11 protein-coding genes are annotated in these 21274 nt (G+C 34.9%); 7 read left to right on the forward strand and 4 right to left on the reverse strand.

The genetic code is table 11. The annotated features are described in order from the left end of the window. The first annotated feature begins 40 nt into the window (after positions 1–40). The 7 genes from H574_RS13915 (at position 41) to H574_RS0103590 (ending at position 4431) form a co-directional block, all read left to right on the forward strand. Positions 41–1237: a type IV secretory system conjugative DNA transfer family protein gene (locus tag H574_RS13915; RefSeq protein ID WP_051169818.1), complete on the forward strand. Its 1197-nt coding sequence runs from the start codon at positions 41–43 to the stop codon at positions 1235–1237. A 69-nt stretch (positions 1238–1306) separates the two neighbouring features. Further along, positions 1307–1774, forward strand: a complete 468-nt coding sequence (locus H574_RS14540; protein ID WP_081653167.1) for a JAB domain-containing protein — start codon at positions 1307–1309, stop codon at positions 1772–1774. Between the two features lie 26 nt (positions 1775–1800). Further along, positions 1801–2589: a DNA adenine methylase gene (locus H574_RS0103570; RefSeq protein ID WP_027879241.1), complete on the forward strand. Its 789-nt coding sequence runs from the start codon at positions 1801–1803 to the stop codon at positions 2587–2589. Positions 2590–2640: 51 nt separating this feature from the next. Next, entirely contained in the window at positions 2641–2862 is a 222-nt protein-coding gene (locus H574_RS0103575) for a hypothetical protein (protein WP_027879242.1), read from the forward strand. Continuing rightward, a complete protein-coding gene (locus H574_RS0103580; RefSeq protein ID WP_155912573.1) occupies positions 2852–3448 on the forward strand; it encodes a hypothetical protein in 597 nt (198 codons plus the stop codon). The genes H574_RS0103575 and H574_RS0103580 overlap by 11 nt, the downstream gene beginning before the upstream one ends. 34 nt (positions 3449–3482) lie before the next feature. After that, positions 3483–3989, forward strand: coding sequence for a hypothetical protein (locus H574_RS0103585; protein WP_027879244.1), 507 nt, complete (start codon positions 3483–3485; stop codon positions 3987–3989). 4 nt (positions 3990–3993) lie between these two features. Further along, complete coding sequence (locus tag H574_RS0103590; RefSeq protein WP_027879245.1) at positions 3994–4431, forward strand: hypothetical protein; 438 nt, start codon at positions 3994–3996, stop codon at positions 4429–4431. Positions 4432–4813: 382 nt separating this feature from the next. Here the strand turns inward: H574_RS0103590 and H574_RS0103595 are convergent, their stop codons facing one another. The 4 genes from H574_RS0103595 to H574_RS0103610 form a co-directional block, all read right to left on the reverse strand. Continuing rightward, entirely contained in the window at positions 4814–5248 is a 435-nt protein-coding gene (locus tag H574_RS0103595; protein WP_027879246.1) for a hypothetical protein, read from the reverse strand. 5 nt (positions 5249–5253) lie between these two features. Further along, positions 5254–15786, reverse strand: a complete 10533-nt coding sequence (locus H574_RS14845; protein ID WP_027879247.1) for an endonuclease toxin domain-containing protein — start codon at positions 15784–15786, stop codon at positions 5254–5256. Positions 15787–15801: 15 nt separating this feature from the next. Next, entirely contained in the window at positions 15802–18510 is a 2709-nt protein-coding gene (locus H574_RS0103605; protein WP_027879248.1) for a T9SS type A sorting domain-containing protein, read from the reverse strand. A gap of 167 nt (positions 18511–18677) precedes the next feature. After that, positions 18678–21254, reverse strand: a complete 2577-nt coding sequence (locus tag H574_RS0103610; RefSeq protein WP_027879249.1) for a choice-of-anchor tandem repeat GloVer-containing protein — start codon at positions 21252–21254, stop codon at positions 18678–18680. Positions 21255–21274 lie beyond the last annotated feature (20 nt).

A 21274-nucleotide genomic window follows, 5' to 3' on the forward strand; every position in this document is an offset into this window, starting at 1 on the left:
TGCCTTTTGTGTTTTGGTGGGCTTGTCATACTAGCTTTGTATGCTCAATGAATACAAAAACAAAGACGTCAGTTATTTCGCCAAGACCAATTTTAGGGAAGAAGGTCAGCTCTTCGGTATCTATCAAAAGGATAGATTGCTCCATACCTATATACTTGGAAAAACAGGTGTTGGTAAAACCAACTTACTAACGACACTCATTTTACAGGATATCATTCACGGACGAGCAGTCTGTGTTTTTGATGTGCATGGGGATCTTATAAATATGATTCTTGCACATATCCCAAAATCAAGAGAACAAGATCTTATCCATCTTGATATTCCCAATCCCAATATGCACTATCGCTATAACCCCTTAAAACGAGTGTCATATGAAAAACGCTCATTAGTCGCTTCTGGAATACTGGACACCTTCAAGAAACTTTGGAAAGGTGCTTGGGGAGTGAAATTAGAACATATTTTACGATATATCCTTCTGACCTTATTAGACCAGGAGAAAGCAGATTTTACCGATATTATCAGAATCATTCATGATGTATCCTTTCGTAAGCAGTGTATCAATAATATCGTCAACGACGATGTAAAACGATTTTGGGATAAAGAATTTGAAAAATACACAAAAACCGACATCATTCCCATTCTAAACAAAGTTGGTGCCTTTTTGGTGCATCCAGCAATTAAGCGGTTCTTGATCCAGAATGAACATGAGATATCGCTTCGTCATGCCATGGATAATAATAAAATAGTACTGGTTAATCTGAACAAAGGAAGTCTGGGTGTCGACACCTCACATATCATCGGTTCCCTATTGCTTAATTCCATCATGAACGCTGCATTCTCTCGAATCGATATAGCAGAAGACAATCGAAAACCTGTAGCGGTTTTTTTGGATGAGTTCCAAAATTATACCACCCAGTCCATCGCTTCCATGCTTTCCGAGTTGCGGAAGTTTAAGGTGTTGCTGGTTATGGCACACCAATACCTGCATCAATTGGATGCCGATATCAGAAATGCTGTATTGGGTAATGTAGGGACTATTATTTCCTTTAGAACTGGACAGGCAGATGCCAAATATCTTGAGCAGATATTTATACCTGAATTTGTAGCTTCTGATTTTACCAATCTTGAAAATTTTGACATCTACTTAAAGCTTATGATAGATGGAAAACCAAGCAAAGGATTCTCCGCAACTTGCATACACTACAAATCTGTGTTGTTTTTGGATTTCCCGCCATAATCCCGTCTTTTTTAAAAGTTGTGCTTGGTTCATACTGCACCCAAAGTATGAACCTTAAACAGAATATTTATGAAACCACTTGTACCAAGCACACTAGTCTTGAGTAGTTGTGAAATCGAACTCCACTACAAACGTCCCTTCTTTGATTCGATGTACGCTATCTGTAATCCCGAAGATACCGATACGGTGTTAAGAATGTTCGTTAACTCCAAACAATTGGATTTACGGGAGCATTTTTGGGTCATCCTCATGACCAATGCCAATCGTATTGTTGGCATCAGTGAGGTTGCCAGTGGTACGACACTGGGCGTACAGACCAATATGAAGTACATCTTCCAATTGATACTCAAGACCAATGCAGTCAACGTTATCCTTGCGCATTCGCACCCAGGGGGCAATCTAAACGCCTCTGCTCGTGATATCAAGGAAACCAAAAAGTTCTTGCGTTTAGCCAAACTCATGGACGTCACCTTACTCGACCATATCATTATCACCTCGGAATCCTTTAGCTCTTTTGCAACCGAAGGACTGCTGTGATAGTGACTTAACCTACTTATCTATCTATGCCCAAAACACCCATAACCTACTATGGAGGAAAACTCAATATGGTATCGGAGATACTGCCATTGATTCCCAAACACAGAATCTATACCGAAGCTTTCTTTGGTGGCGGAGCTATCTTCTTTGCCAAAGACCCTTCGGAAGCTGAAATCATCAACGATACCAATGCCATGGTCATTAACTTCTATGAAGTCTGCAAGACCGATTTTGTAAACCTAAAGGCAAAGATTGAAGCGACCTTGTTCTCTCGTGCTACCTATTCGGTGGCATGGACAATTTACCGAATGCCACACTTGTTCAATAAACTGCAACAGGCGTGGGCATTCTATGTCGCTACCAATATGGGGTTTTCCTGTCGGATTGGCTCTTGGGGATTTGATAAGTATGGGAAGCGAGTTAAGGCTTTTCGGAACAAGAAACTACTCTTTGATGGTATAGTGTTTAAACGTTTAGCCAATGTTCAATTGGAACATACCGATGCCTGTAATATTTTAGAATTGTATAACACCGAAGATGCTTTCCATTATGTTGATCCGCCGTACATCAATTCCAATCAGGGACATTATGGTGGCTATACCGAAGCAGACTTTACAAGGCTTTTGGATGCTCTTTCAAAAGTGAAAGGAAAATTTTTATTGAGTAGTTATCCCTCTGAAATTTTGGATGACTACATCAAGCAAAACGGATGGCATACTAAAACCTTTACCAAAACACTCTCTGCAACAAAAGGAGTAACTGGACAGAAACGAAAAACAAAATATGAGGTACTGACAGCCAACTTTGAGATATAGATGCTAGTGCACATTTGAAATTTAATTTTTTAATCCTTAAAACTGAATATTATGAAAAAAGTAATTGACAAAACCGTTGACCTTGATTTGGTTGGCGTAAATGGAAATGCCTTTATGATTATGGGTGTATTCCAAAGACAGGCCAAACGTGAAGGTTGGTCTCAACAAGAAATCGATGCTGTTCTTAAGGAAGCCAAGAGTGGTGATTATGATCATCTTTTGGCGACCATTGAAAACCACTGCGAACCTAAAGATGATAGTTATGACCATTAAAGAACGTAAACGCATTTTATACTTTCTGGAAGCCTTAATGGTAAATCTGGAAAGCCATGAAGATAATCACGTAAGTGCCGAATTTTTGAATTTATTTTCAAGAAAGGAATTGATGGATATGGTGCTGTGGCTTCATACCAACTATGACAAGAGTATGCTGGCAGAAAAAACCGATGCTGAATTACTGGAACTACTTAATGATGATAGCAATATACTTGCGTATGTTATTGAACAGTGGAAAGCTAACATCAGTGCAGTACCAAAGTTAACGCAGGATGATGTTTTTGAATTCTTTGAGCGGATACCTATTTACATTCATTATTTAAGGGATAAGCCAGTCGAGGAGTGGGATGATTATGATGTGAGCAACTACTATTCCCTGTTGTTCAAACATGGAAAGACCAAACGTGTATTTGCTATTTTCACCTCTGATGTAAAAGACGAGGATAAATATGCTGTGACCACACAACCTTCATTCTTTTTTGACACCAAAGAGGAAGCACAGGAAGAGCTCGAACGCATTTGTTTGGAATCCAAACGAAGTAAGTCGGATTTTACCATCCATTCACTATGGAAGAGCAATTGAATTAACTGAATACAAATTTTTAAAACAGAACACTATGAGTAATGCAAACATTGTCGATATCTTGATAGAGAATATCAAGACCGACCAAAACCTATTGGCTGAAACCGAAACAAAAATTGAAGATGCCAAAGAAGAAAAAAGAACTATTGTTAACCGTCTTAAGGATTATCAAAAAGACGTGTTCGTATTGTTAAAATATGCTGATGACAGCAAGAAAAAAGAACTCGAAATACTGGGTTTTGATTTCTCTGAATCAGAGCGTGGCTTAAACGCCGTAGCTTCCAAAGCGTATGACATTATTGTAAAAGCTAAGGATAATCAGCTTACCAATGATCAGCTCTATGATGCTTATGTAAAATCCTTGAAGGATAAAGAAGACGCTGTAAACTACACAGAGTTTAACATTAAGTGTCGTTCCCTCTTTAACACCCAACGTTTGTTGCGAAAAAAAGATAAAGACCCTAAATCATCCCGAGAGGATATCATTTCCTTAAATGGGCGCGTGTTAAAGCCACAAGCTGACAAACAGGAAAAGAAATAGTGCTATGAAAAAAGATAATTTTTTAGACTTATTTGATAGTAAGCAAAAAGCGATTGATCATTGTATGTATTTGAATTTCAAATATCGTATTGCAAATATTTGTTTTGGAGTTTTACACGGTCCTGATAACAATTGGGCGGTTTGCGAAGAAGCAACTGCCCAAGAAATGGATATGGAGTTTTTAAATGTTTTACCTAAAGACTATTCTGAAATGAGTTATGATAATATTAGACATATCCGTATGGATCAGGACCCCTTACCACATTGGGACAGTATTATTGGACTGTTTTCAGTAGCAGATGGTGAAATACTACGCTATATTCTATATGCTAAAATACCCCTTGAAAAGTTGATTCGTCATGAACTGGCTGGTCGTGGGTATGATAAAAACCATCGTTGGGTTGGTTTTGATAAGGCTTGTGAGATTTGGCTAATAAAATAATTTAATCTTTAAAATTTAAAAAGGCTATCTAAATCTATTTTAGATAGCCTTTTTATTATTTAATGTCTATTTTTTAAAAGATTTTCCTCTATAAATAAGAAAGACAAAAATTGACTGAATTGTTAAGTTTATTAAAACTAGAAAAACTATTTTAAATCCAGATCCTTCTATGTAAAATGGGTAGCTAGGATGAATAATTCTTAATGGTAAGCTTATCAACGATTCCAAGAAGTTAAAAATTGAATTGTAATTGGAGGGCAATAAACTCTTCAATAATATAATTATAGATTGAAACAAAAAAATAGTGCCAAAAATTTTCAAAAATATTGTTTTTTCCTTTTTAGATAGCTTCATATTATAATTTTTGTTTATCCTAAATCAGTTAAATAGTTTTTAAAATTTGTAGAATTTCAAAAACGTTAATTTCAACTATAGATTTGATTGATAACGGAATTTCTTTGATTATAGGAGAGGATTTTGTTTTGCTATTATATTTAGTAAAATACAAAATAAATCCATTTTCATTATTGTATGTTATTTGACAAGTACTAGCATCATAGCTTGATTTCCATGATTTTTCTTTTAATAATTTCAATAATTCATTACCTAAATAATATTTTTCATCTTCTTCTTTTTGAGATATTTCCCTACTTTGATTAAAACAATCAATTAAGGATTTTTTAATTACTGATTCATCACTACCTAGTGGTAGAACATAAATAGGTTTGCTGTGAATAGTCAACCAAGACTCAGTTCTATAACCAGTATAAATTCTAATAAAATCTTTTTTTAAACTTATAAATGTGCTTTTATACATATCAATTATTTTATTACTCTTACATTTACTTTAATACCATTTTTAGCGCCATATTCAATTACTCTATTAAGTTGTTTAATTTGAGCTTGAGTAGCTCCTCTAGGAATTCCAACTTCCATAATCTTAGATTTTATATCACTATTATTTAGTGTTTGTCCTAATTTAGTATCACTTGAAAAATTAATCATATCGTCTAGATACTTCTTAAAAGTTGAGTAAATTCGTGAAGGAGCTTCTTTATATGTATCATCTAAAAGATTTAATGTTTTCACACTCCATGCCTTTCCTTTATAAAAAGCATCAAATGTTTTAAAATTAGATGCCTTAAATCTATTTTTTATTACACCTGCTTTCTCTAAAATTTGTTCATAAACAACTCCTCTATTACCGAGTCCAATAGCTGGTAATTTCCAAAGAGTACCACCAGCTCTTTTTAAAATATTAAAAAGTAGACCTCCTGCTTTAAATATACCCCATCCTACAAAGTTTGCTTGTGCTTCATTCCAAAACGACTCATCTGCTTGATTATATTGTTTGTGATCAACATAATCGCCTCCAAAAAGATTTCCGATTTTTGCAAATAAATTTGAAGTGTTTTTATGATAATACGTTCCTTTTATTTTTGTTAACTCAAGATATCCTCCTTGACCTCCACTTGGTTTAACATTACCCATATATTCTCCAAAACTAGAATCTCCATCTATCCAAAAACCTTGATGGTTCATATAGTATTCTGGGGGTAGTCCTTCCATTCCATTAGGGTCAATAAAATTTACTGGGTTACTAAAAGTGTATTCATAAGGGCTTCTATTTGGGTATTTTTCTGTCATAGGGTCCACACTTAACCAAACAGACCACTTAGGGTTGTAATACCTTGAACCATAGTAATAATTACCGGTTTCATAATCTAATTCTTTACCATTAAACTTGAAGGGTGTGTTATAAGAATTTTGATGTTCATCAACCAAAGTTTCTCCGTAAGGTAAATACTCTATATGCTGAGTAACTACACCGTTAAGGTTGGTAATATAACTAGAGCTTCCTAAATGATCACTGTGATACCAGTAGGCGTCGTATTTTTTACCATCATGAGTAAATCGGGTAATACTGCCCTCAATTACTGGTGCGTTAAGGTTTATAGTCTGTTCTAAATCTGTATAAGTCTCTATTAAACCTGTGTTGGCTTCTTGTACACTGGTATTTGCCAGGTTACGTATGTTTGGGAACATCCCTTCTATTTTTGGAGGATACAGCCCTAAGTCTTTAGTTGTTCCCAAAGTACTATTAATGCGTTCAGAACCAATATAATAATGCTTAGTGTAATTACTAACCAAATCTCCTTTTTGTGGTGCTATACCAGGTTTACTTAAGGCTTTAGCAGTTACCAAAGGGCTTGGGTAAATCATTACTTCGTCTCGCTCGTTTTTTGACACATTGTTGGCATTGCTACTTACATCCAGTCGACCTGGTACATAACGTACAGCACGTTGCCCTGAGGCATCATAAGTATAAACGGCTATAGGGTGTGCACTTTTGTCTTCTGGGTTTAAATCTACAGCACGTAGGCGGTCTTCTTCATCCCAAATGTTTTTTTGCAAGGTTATTTCTTGCTGCTCGACAACACCTTCGTAAGCAGCATTTTGTGGCTCTTCAGTAACTACTTGCTTAATGGTGGTCTGGTTGCCGTTAGCATCATATTCAATCAGTTTCTTTTTATAATCAGGGTCACCAGTATTTAAAGTTGCAGAAGCATCAGGAGTTTCAATAATCTCCCTTGGTGCATGTGGCTGTACATAACCATACTCATCACCTTGGTTTTGGACTACATTTACACCCGAAGCGTACCCACCATATTCCAAATGATAATTGGTCTTAATCATAATTTCAGGAGTTGCAATGGTGCCTGCATAACTATCTACTGCCCCTTGTACATGAGATTGTGTCTTTTTGATAATGTTATGAGCCAAGTCATACTCCATATCCAAACTGTACTCCTGAGCCAATAGTGGTGCGGTCAAATCATTAGGGCCTGTATAGCGACCTTCGGCATGTATTAAACGGTTATAATCATCATACTCGTAAGTATGGCTTATTGGTCCTCCCAGTTGTCCAGTAGCAGGAATACTGTTCTGAGGGTTTTGGGTGGCAACACTAGTCACGTTGCTTAAGGCATCATAGCCATAGCGGTTGGTAATTCCAAAACCTGTAAACTGATGGCTTAAGTCTTTAAGACGTCTTCTATTATCATAAGTGTATGAAGAACTTGTGCCATTACCATAGGCTATTTCTGCACGCTCTCCTAAATTATTGTACTTTATATTACTTACTATAGGATCGTTGTTTACAATGCCATCAATAGTCCTAGTAATATTTTTGAGCGTACCTCCTAGATTATAGTTATAGTCCACAATTTCCCCATCGGGGTAAATAATACGCTGTACACGATTGTGGCTGTCATAAGTCCATTGGGTATGGTACCAAAAGGTATGTCTTCCTGCCACGGCCACACCTCGTAAATGGTTGTTAAGGTTTCCTAATTTATCATAACCAAACCCTTGAACACCAGAGGCATCTTCTTGCATATACAACCTACCTACTGCATTTCTGGCTACAGCATCTGAATTGTTTGGTGCACCATAGGTGTATTTAACATTATTCTCTGGGTTTTGAGGGTAAAGGACTTCTTTTAACCTATTGTATTCATAGGTATATTTTATAGATAATTGCTGGCCATCTACCAATAAATTTGAAGTGGAGCGTTCCAGTAGATTACCTACAGCATCATACTTATAAGTAGAAAGCCCTCTATCAGGATGCCTTTCTTGTATTCTTCTTCCTCCTAAATCATATTTATAAAAGTAATCATAGCCTTGTTGGTTCCTGACTTTAACTTTTTCATCAATAGCATTGTAATATATTAGAGTTGATATCTCGCCATTTTGAACAGATTTACGCTGCCTCCCTCTAACATCGGTATATGTTTCAAACGTCTGACCTAGCTCATTTGTTGCAGTGGTCAGGAACATTCCATCTGCAATACTAAAACTTGTGGTTGCTGTCTGGGATTCTCCAGGCTGTTTAATGCTTACTAAACGATCCCTATTGTCATAACTCATGATTGTTGGAGGTATCGAATTTTGGGTTGTTATATAATTAAAGGCACTTGTTGGTAAACTGTTAGGATTGGTAGGGTACCCTGTTTGGTACGTTGGCAAATAGGCTTCTATAACACGACCAAAAGTATCCTTTTTCTCTTTACCGCTCACAAGCCATCGCACCTGACTGCTGCTATTGGTATTTGCATATAAGGTTTTTTTAAGCTGAATGGCGCTGCCTGTACCATCTACCAAGCTTACAGTTAATAATTGATTGCCTTGTGCTTGAGTTACATTATGTCTAGTAACTGCATAATGCTTTGATGAAGTAGGTTGACTGGCTCCAGGGTTAATCGCTTGGAAATTTCCAGTTGCGGATAGTACAAAATTAGAACCATTAAAACTTGGTACATTTACACTCTCTCCTTGATATTGCATTCGTATTGTCCAACTGTTAGGCATTTCATTAGGAGCTGTAACCTCTACAAGGCGCCCTCTATTATCAATACGTGTGCGCAGTTGCTGACCATTCAAATCAGTAGCCAATACTGGTATCCCAAAGAGATAATCATAACTGGTAGAAGATACTTCATTAAAAGAATTTGATACTTGTATTGGATACGTATGAATAGTTGTATCGTAAGCAACAGTAGTCTCAAAACCATTTTGGAGTATCGATTTTATAAGGTTGCCGTAAGAATCATATAATAAGTCAACTTCATTGGTATCAGAACTGTTAAGTTTTGTTTTGACTTTAGTCAATTTACCTTGGGTGTTGTATTCGGCTTCGCGCTCACGTAACAATTGCCCATCACTTTGACGTTTAACCTGTATTTTTTTGACAAAACCAATACTATTGGTTAAGCCAGTGATTGAATTATAATATTCCAGTTCTGTACGATAGGCATCGTTAGATGAAGCAGAGGTATAGGTGTCACCAAAATTCTTATATGTTAATAAGTTACCTTTATTGTCATAAGCAGTGAACTGTTGCTCAACACTCAGACCATCTCCGTCTTCATAAGTCGTGGATACGGTTTTTACTGGCGCAACAAATAGACGAGAATAATCCAATAGATCTTCGCTCAACCCTGTTTGAAGATAGTTTTGAGATTCAGTACTATTAAGATTGACCTGAGGGTTTTCAGGGTTCATAACATTATATAGCGTTGAGCTTTCGTTAAGCATTGTATCACTGGCATCCAATACAGCAGTGTGTTTTACTAAACCTTTTAAATAGATATTATCATTGTGGTACTCAGCGACTGAATAACGAAAAAGACTTTGACTGTTGGGGTCTCGCTGTTCTATTCTGACTGATCCAAAACCTAAAAACTCTCGTTCTCTACGATCATGTTTAGGGTTTTCATAACTTATAGTGGTCAATGTTTCATCTGGTCCAAAATTAGAATCAGCTGTAAATCCATCATGGGTCTTTATTTCATTCAATACCCACTTGTTTTGAGGTAAATTGTAAGTGTTGCCTTCTCTTTTATAATCAACTGTCCAACTTCCTCCTAAAGGCGTATTAACCGTTTTAAGTAAATTGGTTTTACCAATTTTGTTAAGCTTAGCTACGACATCTCCATTGTCATTGCCTGCTTGTAACACATCAGGATAACCATCTCCATCGATGTCTTGTACTGTTATTCTTTTTTCATTTACCCCTGCATTTACTCCAGCGGTAGGTGTAAAAGTGAATTTAAGTGGAATTACTCCTATTACTACATAAATTGGAATGACAAATCCAGCCGTGAATGACCCGTATATATTTCCTGAAAATGATACATCTCTATCTATATTTCCATTATAAAATGTCTGTTGCGCAGTAGACTCAAAACTAACTCCATTATTTAGATAGAACTTATATGTTGCCCCTGTTTTTTCTACTAAATCAGGTAAACCATCTGAGTTGACATCAATCAAAGTAGCGTTAAGATTGGCGGTACTTTCCGCTGCACCAAACCCTGCTGCCCAAGATGCGTTTGGATTAAAATTTCCGCCAAGACCACCTCCAACACCAATATTATTTCTGGTACTTACATATAAGTCATTGTAACCAGAGCCCCAAACCACTTCGTTAGCAAAACCGTAGCCTGTATTGAGTTGTACCCTGATTTCAGATTTAGTTATAGTAACTCTATCTGTAAGACCATCTCCATTAATATCACTCCATTGTCTATTATTATAGGAGTTTCCATTGCTGGTATTTATCCCTGAGTTAACATTGGTTCTCGTGTTATTGTTGTTATCGGATTTTGTTGAGTTGGGTGCGACTCCAGAAATAGTGACACCAACTGTATCGTCCTTACTTTTTCCACCCGATACAAAGTTGTTGCCAATGGTTAGGTTTGATAAACTTCCTTTCATTCCAGTAAATTGTATATCCCCATCTGTAACGATATCAGGGTATCTGTCACCGTTGAGATCAATATACTGGTTAAGCACCTTCGAATTAGCTTCACTAATTGTTCCTGAAGCACCAGCTGGTCCTATACCTACATTTCCTGAGGTTGATTTACCCTTGGATTTTGAACGTTGTTTTAGTCCAACAAAGGCACTACCATTAATTAGTGTCTGAGGATCAGTCCATAAGTCGTATATATTTGGTTCTGCAAATCGTCCCAACAATACGGTTAATTGATTGCCACTATTAAATCCAAAACTAGCTGGAATGTACTCATTAGAAGAAGTATTGAACTTGTGTTTTATTGCTACGTTTTCATATTTATTGAATTCATTTACTTGAGTATAAAATGAGTATCGAATTGCTGTATCATTCAAATCCATATCATCTGGATTAGCTGAGTCGATATCATTTTGTAGTTGGTTTGGATCAGCTCCATAGTTAAAGACTGACATATCAATAGCCCCATCAAAATACGTTGGTGGTATTGTAGGAATGATTTCGCCTTCATCATCATATTGGAATTTAAGCCCTCCATTATATAAAAATTGACCCCAACCACGGTACGTCCACCCATAGAAAGCTGGTTGCTTAGCCATAAAAGGGCTGTCCAAAATTTGGGTGCTAAATGAATAGTTTGCAGTTTCATTAGGATGCAAAACAATACTAATATCAGCATTATTGCCTTGACCAAATTCAGGATTTTCTATATAAAAAGAAGCATATACATTACCTGAACCATTTTTGATTTCTTGTACTTTATCCTTGGAAAGGTCAAATTGAAAGTAAGGTTCGTAATAGGAATTTGATGTGTTTATTTCTGAACTGGTCGGTGAGCTAGAAGTTCTATAAGTATAGGTACAAAAATCTGGTTGTCCAAACGGAGGATCATAACAATTATTTCTGTGAAGATAAAAAGTACGTTTATGCAACACTCTTGAAACGGAATTAATCTCTTCTTTAATAATCCAATTAACTTTTATTGGAAATTGTACATCCTCAATACCAACAATAAACTGACTATAGTCAATACCAAACATATTGTGGCTTATTCTAAGTAAAGGATTATCCCCATCATTTGGAACATTAGCATCAATATTTGGAGTTGGGAAACTACTGCCATAAAGTTTGTAATTACTTTGGTTAATATTACTGTCAAAAGGTGTATAGTTGGTTGGAGCATAATGTGCGCCTGACGTACTTCCAGTAATGATTGGTTGCCAATTTATCTCATCCCATTGCACATTCGAGTCACTTTCAACATAAAAACGGTATTCATAGCTATACAAACTGCCATTAGCAAACTGATTTGACGTACCGTAAAATCCTGATGGTAAACTTGAAGTAGAGATATTTCCATTTTGGTGGTTATAGGTTTTGCTCCAAGTCCAAGTTTGAGGTGTTCCAACAATCTCACCATAATTATCATCATTAGGGTCATTGTTATGTTGTGTCCTTGTTTTCTCTATCCTGAAATGGACATTATCTGAAAATTGAAATTGGTTAAAATTCGGTAAATTCCAGTTGATGGCCACACTATTATCCTCTTTATCAGGACTCCAATTTCCTCCATTGTTCATCATATAGTCATCTTCCGCATTAAAAACCCTAAATTGTTTATCATGCTCATTGGTAGTATTGGGAATGTTAGATGATGATGTAAAGGTAACTACTGGATTCCATTCTATTTCACCACCACAGCCATATACCTTGTTGTGAACTCTGAAGAAGAACAAATCTCCTTTTGTAACATTACTTTGAGAAACATTAAGTGAAATTGTTTGATTAACATTAGTTAAGGTGCCATTTGAAATTTGGCTAGCTGTCCCTGAACTTTGCCCATTCGTTGCACGTTCAATAGTTAGTTTGAATTGATTAGGTTCATTTGAACTTCCACAATTGTTTTTAGCTATTAATTTAGCAACTCCTTGAATATTTATATTTCCGCTATAAGGTGCCTTCCAAACTTTCACATGATCAAATTGCGAGTGCTCTTCCCTAAGTTCATCTTTGGTCTCTAAATCTAAATTATCTATCAATGATGGATTAATAGACCCTGATACAATAGGGTTAGAGGTGTTGTCAGCCAGTATACTAAAAGCTGTATTAGTAGGTGTTTCCCATGCGTAAGTTGTATTAAATCTTACCGAGCCATTGTTTATTATATCAGGAAGTCCATCGCCATTAAAATCAGTAAAATAACCATCTGTAGCAGTTCGTGTTGTACTCCAGCTTTTTCCAGCTCCTACTACACCGAATAGATTAGCATCAACACCAGTTGTATTTGTCTTGGATTTGGTCTCATCAAGTTCGTTCCACCCCACAGAAAGTGCTGAACCAAAACTACCTTGACCATCAACATACCCTAAGTTAGGTAGGTATTTTAAGCCTCCTGAGTTAGGTTTATAGACCTTATCTGGTAATCCATCTCCATTGATATCCAAAAAGCTAATTCTGGTTTTTTCTTTAGCTTGACTATAATTGTATGACCCTCCAAGTGTATTGTTTACACTTGTAGATTGCCAACCAATCCCAGCTCCAGTTCTTAATCCCGCAGAAAATCCGCTGGTTGTACTTGTCCCTAAAGCAGAACCCGTAGGCACAGGAGTGCCACTAGGAGCCATATCTAAAAGTGGAGATCCTACAGTATCTGAGGTTCCATTCCAAGTTACAGAGATGTTATTGACTAATGGGTTTGTTCCTATCTCATCATAATACTCCATGGTATTGGAATAAAAAAGATTTCCTTCTGTATCGTATTCTGAAATCTTATTTAGCTGCATTTTTTTAAACGCTGACTCGACATAGTCAAAGCGATAGCCTCTAATGGCATTGGTTTGTCCATCATAATAAGAAACCTTAATTTCTGTAAGTAGTTCGTGTTCCGCCATCATGACTCCATTTCTTGCACTTAAGGTAACATCAGTACGGTTGACACTGCCTCCTGTTCCAAGACTGTAATCTTTTCTTAAGAAATCTACTTGATAATAATTAGGATTAGAACTTCCCTTTAATGTGTATTTGATAGTTTTAGGGTAAAAATATTGAGCTGTAACTCCATTGGTTTCATTAGTATTTGCTATTCCTTTATCATATTCATAGATCACATAATTCCCGTAAGGATCTTGTGTTTTATATAATGCCCAATGTGTGATGTTTCCAGAACTTATTGAAGCATCTCGAATGACAGTGTTAGAAACCGTTCCATAGAAACTTTTATTTCCATATTTATCGGTAACCTCCCACTTGTAGTTACTTGGATTTGAACCTTGGCGTACTATTTTTAAGTAACTTCCCTCGTTTCGAAGATAAAATATTCTATTGGATGAGCGTGGAATATCAGCTTGATGTCGGTGTGGATTGGTATATTCACTTCCAACTTTCATTACCATAGTTTCACCATTCATTTGATAAATTTCAGATTCTTTAGAAGATTCAAATCGAGGTGTTCCCCAACGGGTATCCAATGTTATAGCAGGTAATTGGAGATTCCATCCAACACCCATCCATCCATTGCCAGCTTCACTATTATAATTGATGCCCAAACTAGGCATCATACCATTTCTTCCCGTTGGTAGTTTTATAGGGAAACTTGTAGATACATTACCATTAGAGTTAGGGCTTGGGGGAGCAATGCTCACAACTCCCGCACTTGGATCTGCATACTTCATATCAGTAATGGTGGTTGGGGTAAAACTTGATGTTTCTGCCATTTCTGGCACTTTAATAACCCCATTTATGTAGTCCGTATCACCATTGTATTTTGTGACAACTACACTGTTTTCATAGTCCAAATTCTCTACAGGCAGGGTAACCCATTCCCTTTTTTCCTTGTCAAAGAAAAAGGTACGCACATCTTTATCTGTATAACCATCTGGTATTTTTGACTTGTCATACTTTAATTGCAATTCAAAATCAGCACTGTCATTCTTGATAAGCGTCTTAAGTCTATATCCTAAGAATTGTCCTGATGTCACATTGACAACATCGGAATTAACAGGTCGTAATTCCTCAAAATTTATCCCCTCAATCTGCAATTGGCTATCTGTTAAACCTGAAGTGTTTACAGTATTTTGTATAGTTAGTGCATCTAGGGATAAAACGCCTAACATATTGTTTTTATTTACTTTATTATCTGTATTCTCTTTTTTAGAAAAAGCGTAATCAATAGTCTCGTCTTTATAAGTGACTCTAATTTCTTCTTTATTATTAAGGTTTTTACCATAATTGATAGACAATATTCTTGTATTCTTAGGTACTTCATTTAAAATGGCTTCAAACATTCCATCTTTAATAGGTATTATCTCACCCAAAACCTCAATTTGATTGATATTATCATCAACAAACCCTGAAAGATAAATCTTATCTTTATAATTAGTTAATGAACTTGAAGTGGTAAAAACCTTATTGGAGCTTTTATTAACTAATTCAATTCTTAAATCTTTTACCTTGTACAGATAGTTTTTATCAGCTCTTCGATTAAAGAAAATTTCATTTTTCCCTGTTTTAAGGTAGGATTTAGGTAAATTTTCTTCAACTGAAATCCAAGTATCATTTAGTTTGATAACTTGACCTCCATAAATATCGTTACTATTTATACTTTTCGCAGTTTGTTCTGCACCTGAAACACCATAAACCTCATATTTTAATACAACATCATGGTTCTCTAAATCTATAGATTCAGGAAGTATTAACGTGAAAAAGTTATCACGAGGATTCTCCTTTTCAATCTCAGTAGTTATACCTATTACAGCTTGTTCTTCCAGTGCATAAAAAACTGTTGAAGTATTCTTTTTGAGTGTTTTAACTTTCTCTTTATTGGAAAAAGCAGGTACTACAGAGGATGTTTTTTCTTCAAAATTAGAGCTTGAAACATAAGCATAGTTTGAGTAGTTGTCAAAGGTCTCAAGTTGGTTGATTCTTTGAGTCATTTGCTGAATAGGCTGACCAAAGACTATAACATTACTTAAAAGAGAGGTTAATAACGTTCCTGTAAAATATGACTTTCTAATGGTTTTAAATAAGTTGTTATACATAACTAATAGCTTAGGTTATTCAATTATAATCTTGTCTGTTTTTACTCCTAATGAAGAAGTCGTTCTTATAAAGTACATTCCAGCAGAATTGAGGCTGAAAGGCAACGTATAGCTTGAGCTTCCTTTAATTTTCTTGGTGTATAGTTTGGCTCCTGACACAGTAAACACTTCAACAGTAGCCTCGAATTGTTCTGTTGCTATAGCTTCATAAGTAAAAGTTGCACTTGGTTTTGAAGGATTTGGATAAACTTTAGTTTTTAAATAGCTATTATCATCAGTACTTTGACTTAACTGAGTAGGTTGTGATGTTTCATTATCATTGTTTGGACAATATCCTTTAAATAAGAATGATTCGCTTACAAAACAATTATTTTCTATGACATCAGAAACTTCTACTCTTAAAATTCTAACATTTGATGGTGAGTTATAAATAGAATCTTGATAGCAATAAAAAGGATTTACAGAATCAAATGTAATTGTTGGTTGTTCACTTATAAGGATGTCATTTAAAAACCATTGATAGGTTGCTGTTGGGCTTGAAATTAATATACTTGCGTCAATTGTAAACTCTAAATTCCCATGTGAGAAAAATGGAATATTATAACCTAAATAACTAGGGTATGCAGGGTCTCCTGGATAATCAAGACAACTACTACAGATAACCTCTAATTGTGATGCTAAATCTAATTCAAATGATGGCATCACGAAATCTACAAGTCCCTCAAAAATTTCTCCAACATCATCTGTTACAGTAACTATATAAGATCCATAAGGAATATCGGTTATTGTAGTCGTACCACTATGGGCATAATTAATAGTTCCATCAACACCCTCTAAACTAGTTGTATAATTAGGTATACCTCCATCAATTGTAACCGTTAGACTATTATGTAACTGATCACAACCGTTTATGCTTGAAAATACGACTTCAAAATCTTTATAGAATATTTCTACAATATCAGATATCGTACAGGACAGGTCACCACTGGTAACTACTACCTCATATTCTCCAATTTCATCTATAGTTAATGTACTTCCAGTATCAGGTAATAGTACATCATTATGATACCACTCATAAGTGGCATCTGGATCATTTATTCCTTGTCCTGCATCAAGAGTAATTTCAGGTTGTGAGGCGCTTAAAAATTGATCAGGCCCCAAATTCAAATCAAAACCCCATGGCTCGACAGTCACTTCTATTTCAGCTACAAGACCCTGTGAGTCATGAACTATAATATGGTAGGTTACATCAGGTTCTACAGAAAAAGTATATGTATTATTATTTGTAGTATCTTCTATGTTGCCTTGATTAGATTCAACTACAATATGATATTCTGGTTTTCCTCCAGTAATATCAAGGACTATTTCCAACTTATCTTTTTTACAGCCTTGTACTTGAGCTTGTACAATCATTCGAGGTCCTACGCCAAAGGTAAATTGATCATATACACTTTGGTCAGAATCAAAATGTACGTCTCTAAAATAGGCTATTTTATTTTCCCAATCAATTTCACCTGCATAATACTCAATGTTTTCACTATCGAACTCAGATACTTCATCATTTCCTATATACTTGTCTTGTAAAAGCCATATAGATTCTTCTGGTGTAGATAGTAAATATTCTAATAAATCCTCGGTTAAGAATAATTTATAATGGATTGGAAATTCTTGTACGGCTTTTCCTGTACGTTGTGCCAACCATACTTTTTCCCAAAACTTAATTTTGTGTTCATTTTCTTTTATCAGCAAAGGTTTACCACCATTATCTCCAAACACTAGGAAATGGTCGTTTGGGATGTTTATCTGCTCTTGCTTTTCCATGTTGGTTTCAACAATATTATCAATAGCAGAAACCAAGTGATCTTTTAGATGTGTACTTTCGCTTTGTAGTTGGTTGAGAATAGAGGTATTGTCCTTACCAAAACCAAAAATTCTATTTGGAAACAACTTGTTATTGGAGTCATTCCAGAACACAATGTTTTTTGAACTTAAATAAGAGGTTTTTTTATTGAGAGTTAATCCGTATTTAAGAGCCAAGTAACTTTCAATACGGTTACGTTCGTTATTACTCAGTTCTCTAGGAAAGGAAATAAATTCAGGAAAGTTTCCAAAAAAGTAATTGTCCTCATAACTTTCGTCAGGGTCTATTTGTGTAGGCTTACCAATATAGAACGTCGTCTCACCTTCCTGACCGTAACTTTTAAACTTTTTATCAATATTGTAATTGTTGGTATGATAGAAATTTACATTAGCATTTTTGTCACTTGAGTAATCCGAATAAATTTCTTTTGTAAAGACATTTTTATTGTTAAAATCAAAAAAGTTTCTAATTATAGAATCTGACAGAATGTTTTGCCCAAAATCATGCCTCCACAATGTCCCCAAATGCGAAAAAGAGGGCTCTGGTTTTTCAGGCTCTCCAACAAAAAACACGTTTCTCCCAGTTGTATTTTCTAAAGGTGCAACGTATTCCAAACAAAGTTTTTCAGTAAAGATTGAAGGGTTAAAGTTAAAAAGAGCTTTTTCTGCTTCGCCACACTTATTAATATTAATATCTGTTTGTGCTGAATTTTGAAATTCTCCATTACCGATGTGTTCCCAATTAACCATATACCAAACTTCAGAGCCAGTAACACCACCCGGATAGTTTTGTGCGTTAGAAAGATTAACGGTTACAATAAAGAGAACTAATACTAAAATTTTGAAATTTAATTTTGAAAACATAATTAAAGCATTGATTAATAACAGTTTGAATTCGCATTGAATATTCAGTTAATTTAATATTTTTATCTAATATTTAATTACGGCAAAAACCGTAATTAAACTTAAGCTATTGATTATAAACGATTTAATTAAAGTTAATTAACGTTTTTTTAACATTGATATTCTTGTTAATTTTTAATAAATTTTAGAGTATTAATTATCATTGATTTATCAATTACCTTTAAGAAATATATACCCTCAGATAAAACCTTAACATCTATCAAATCATGATTTTGAAATGATATTACTTTTTGACCTTGTAGATTGTAGATTTCTACTTTATTAATTTCACTTTTTGATTTTATATTTATGAAGTCCGTGGTTGGATTTGGGTAGATTGAAATATTTACATCACTTTCAAATTCTTCTGTAGATAATGGCGCATCGTTAAGATCAATGATATTAAACGTAGTTTCAATATCAGAATTGAAATTATATGCTATGCTCATTGCTGTATCTCCTTGATTGTATGAAACAAGACTTAAAGGTGTCCCCGTAAAGGTTGGAGCTAAAAGCCTATCATCATTCATTATAGATATATTTTTATGCCATATTCTACTATTTGTACCGTTAGGGTTGTTAAAGGTATTCCCATCATATAATAGCGACACATTGTTAGTGTTGATATTAAATTCTGTTAAGTAATAAGAAAAAGCCTTCCCATCAGATTGAAAAACCGTTTGGCTCTCTACATACAGGTTATCATTAGCAGCATATATAGCAGTTGGATTTTGACCAGTACCATTTACAGCATTATCAAATTGGTAATAAACCGAAAACAAACCTGTAATCCCATCTATTTTAAATACTGAGCCATCTACTCCGTGAGAGTTTTGAAGTACACCATAAACATCACCACTGGTTACTTCAACAAAATCAGAAATGGAAGCGTTAGTTATATTCTCTATGACTAAAAATTGATTGGTTTGAATGTCATAAGAGAATACATATCCATTACCATTAGTACCGCCAGTACTTGTTACGCCATATATTATACCCTGTGAAGTTAGAAGAGATGCTCCTGTACTGGCTAAATCATCAGACTCATATAAAACGGAATAGGTGTGAGTTACTGTATTATACGAAAAGATAGTCCCTTTGTACAAGACACTATTCCCTCCCCAGCGCTTAATACCATAAATAATATTATCCTTTTCAAAAAGTTCTACATACTCACCAATAGTATTACCATCATACAAATCACTAAACTCATGGGCGAGTTGGTGATTTCCTGTGCTTGGGTCATATTCTATTAAAGAACCTTGTTGGGAAGCTAAGGCTCCAAAAGAGGTGTAAATGTATATTAAGCCATCAGTAGTTTCAATTAAATTAATAGGATTGTTACCGTAAATAAAAGTTGGTTCTGTAGCAAAATCAAGAAGTACATTATATTGATTTGTATTAGGGTCAAAACTAAAAAGCTTATCATCATAGGTGGTCGTAAAATTATCCGCAGTAACACCATAAATAATTCCTGTAGATGATTTAATCATCTTATTGGGTGTTTTACCATCTGTACCAAAATTAGTACCTAGTAATTCACTTGTTGTTTGCGAATTAATATCGTATTCGATAAGGTTTCCATTCCCTTGGTGTATTCTATTTCCATATACAATTCTATTGTCGATTGTTTTTATAATCGATGTGGTTATTATTCCATCATCCAATCCATTTAGAATATTACTGGCAGTATTAGTAACTACATCATATTCAAAAAATACTTGCTCGTTACTATTGAGCAAAAGGCTTACACCTAACAATTTATCGTTACTAAAAAACAGAGGGTTAAAATCTCTAAACCAGGCAGCATTCCCTTTAGGTTGAATATTTGCAGGAAAAGAATAGATATTATTAAAACTATTGGTATTTAAATCAAACTGATAAATTCTTGCGCCTCCACCTGTAATTGGATTGGTATATCCATAGAGTTGATTTGAATTTCCTTCAACTAAATTATCGGCTTTGTTAGTAGTCGTTAAATCATATAGTTTAGAATAGGTGTTGTTTGTTGTGTTGAATTCAAAAATAACACCTTCATCATTAGTGCCTCCATAGGTTGTTGCTCCATAAATATTGCCATTGCTATGTTCCATAATGGAATGACACCAATGTCCATCATTACTATTGAAAGTAAATTCGTTAGTTAACGAATTACTTGTTAAATCATAAGAGAACATTACATTTGTTCCAGTATCAGGTCGGCTAACACCATAGATTTTATTATTAGTAGTAAATATTAAGTCTTTGACCTCACTAACTCCTATGGAGCTCAAAGACACTAATGGTGTTATAGTCTGAGTATTTATATCAAATTCTATTATGGATGTGCCTGTAAAGAATTGGGTTTGCGTTCCATATATTTTAGTTCCATCTGTACATAAATTTGAGATGTAATCTAATGGTTCAAAGTAATATAATATGGAAGACGTCCCGTTACTGTAATCATACTCATATAGAGCTCCTTTACCTAAAACACTATATTCAGTAGTGATTCCATATATCTTTCCATTTATTTCTAATAAATTATCACTTGGTAATGCAAGTGCGCCATTATCAGTAAAAGTATATCCCGTTTGAGGTACATCGTCATTAATTGTGATGATAGAACCAAAGCTATTGGCATCATTGTTATCTGAAAAAGCAAGATAGTTGGTTTGAGTAAACCCTATAAGTGGAAGCAGTAGAATAAGTAGTATTTTTTTCATCCTTATTTAGTTTTAATTAC

This window comes from Mesoflavibacter zeaxanthinifaciens DSM 18436 (assembly GCF_000422365.1).
Lineage (GTDB): Bacteria > Bacteroidota > Bacteroidia > Flavobacteriales > Flavobacteriaceae > Mesoflavibacter > Mesoflavibacter zeaxanthinifaciens.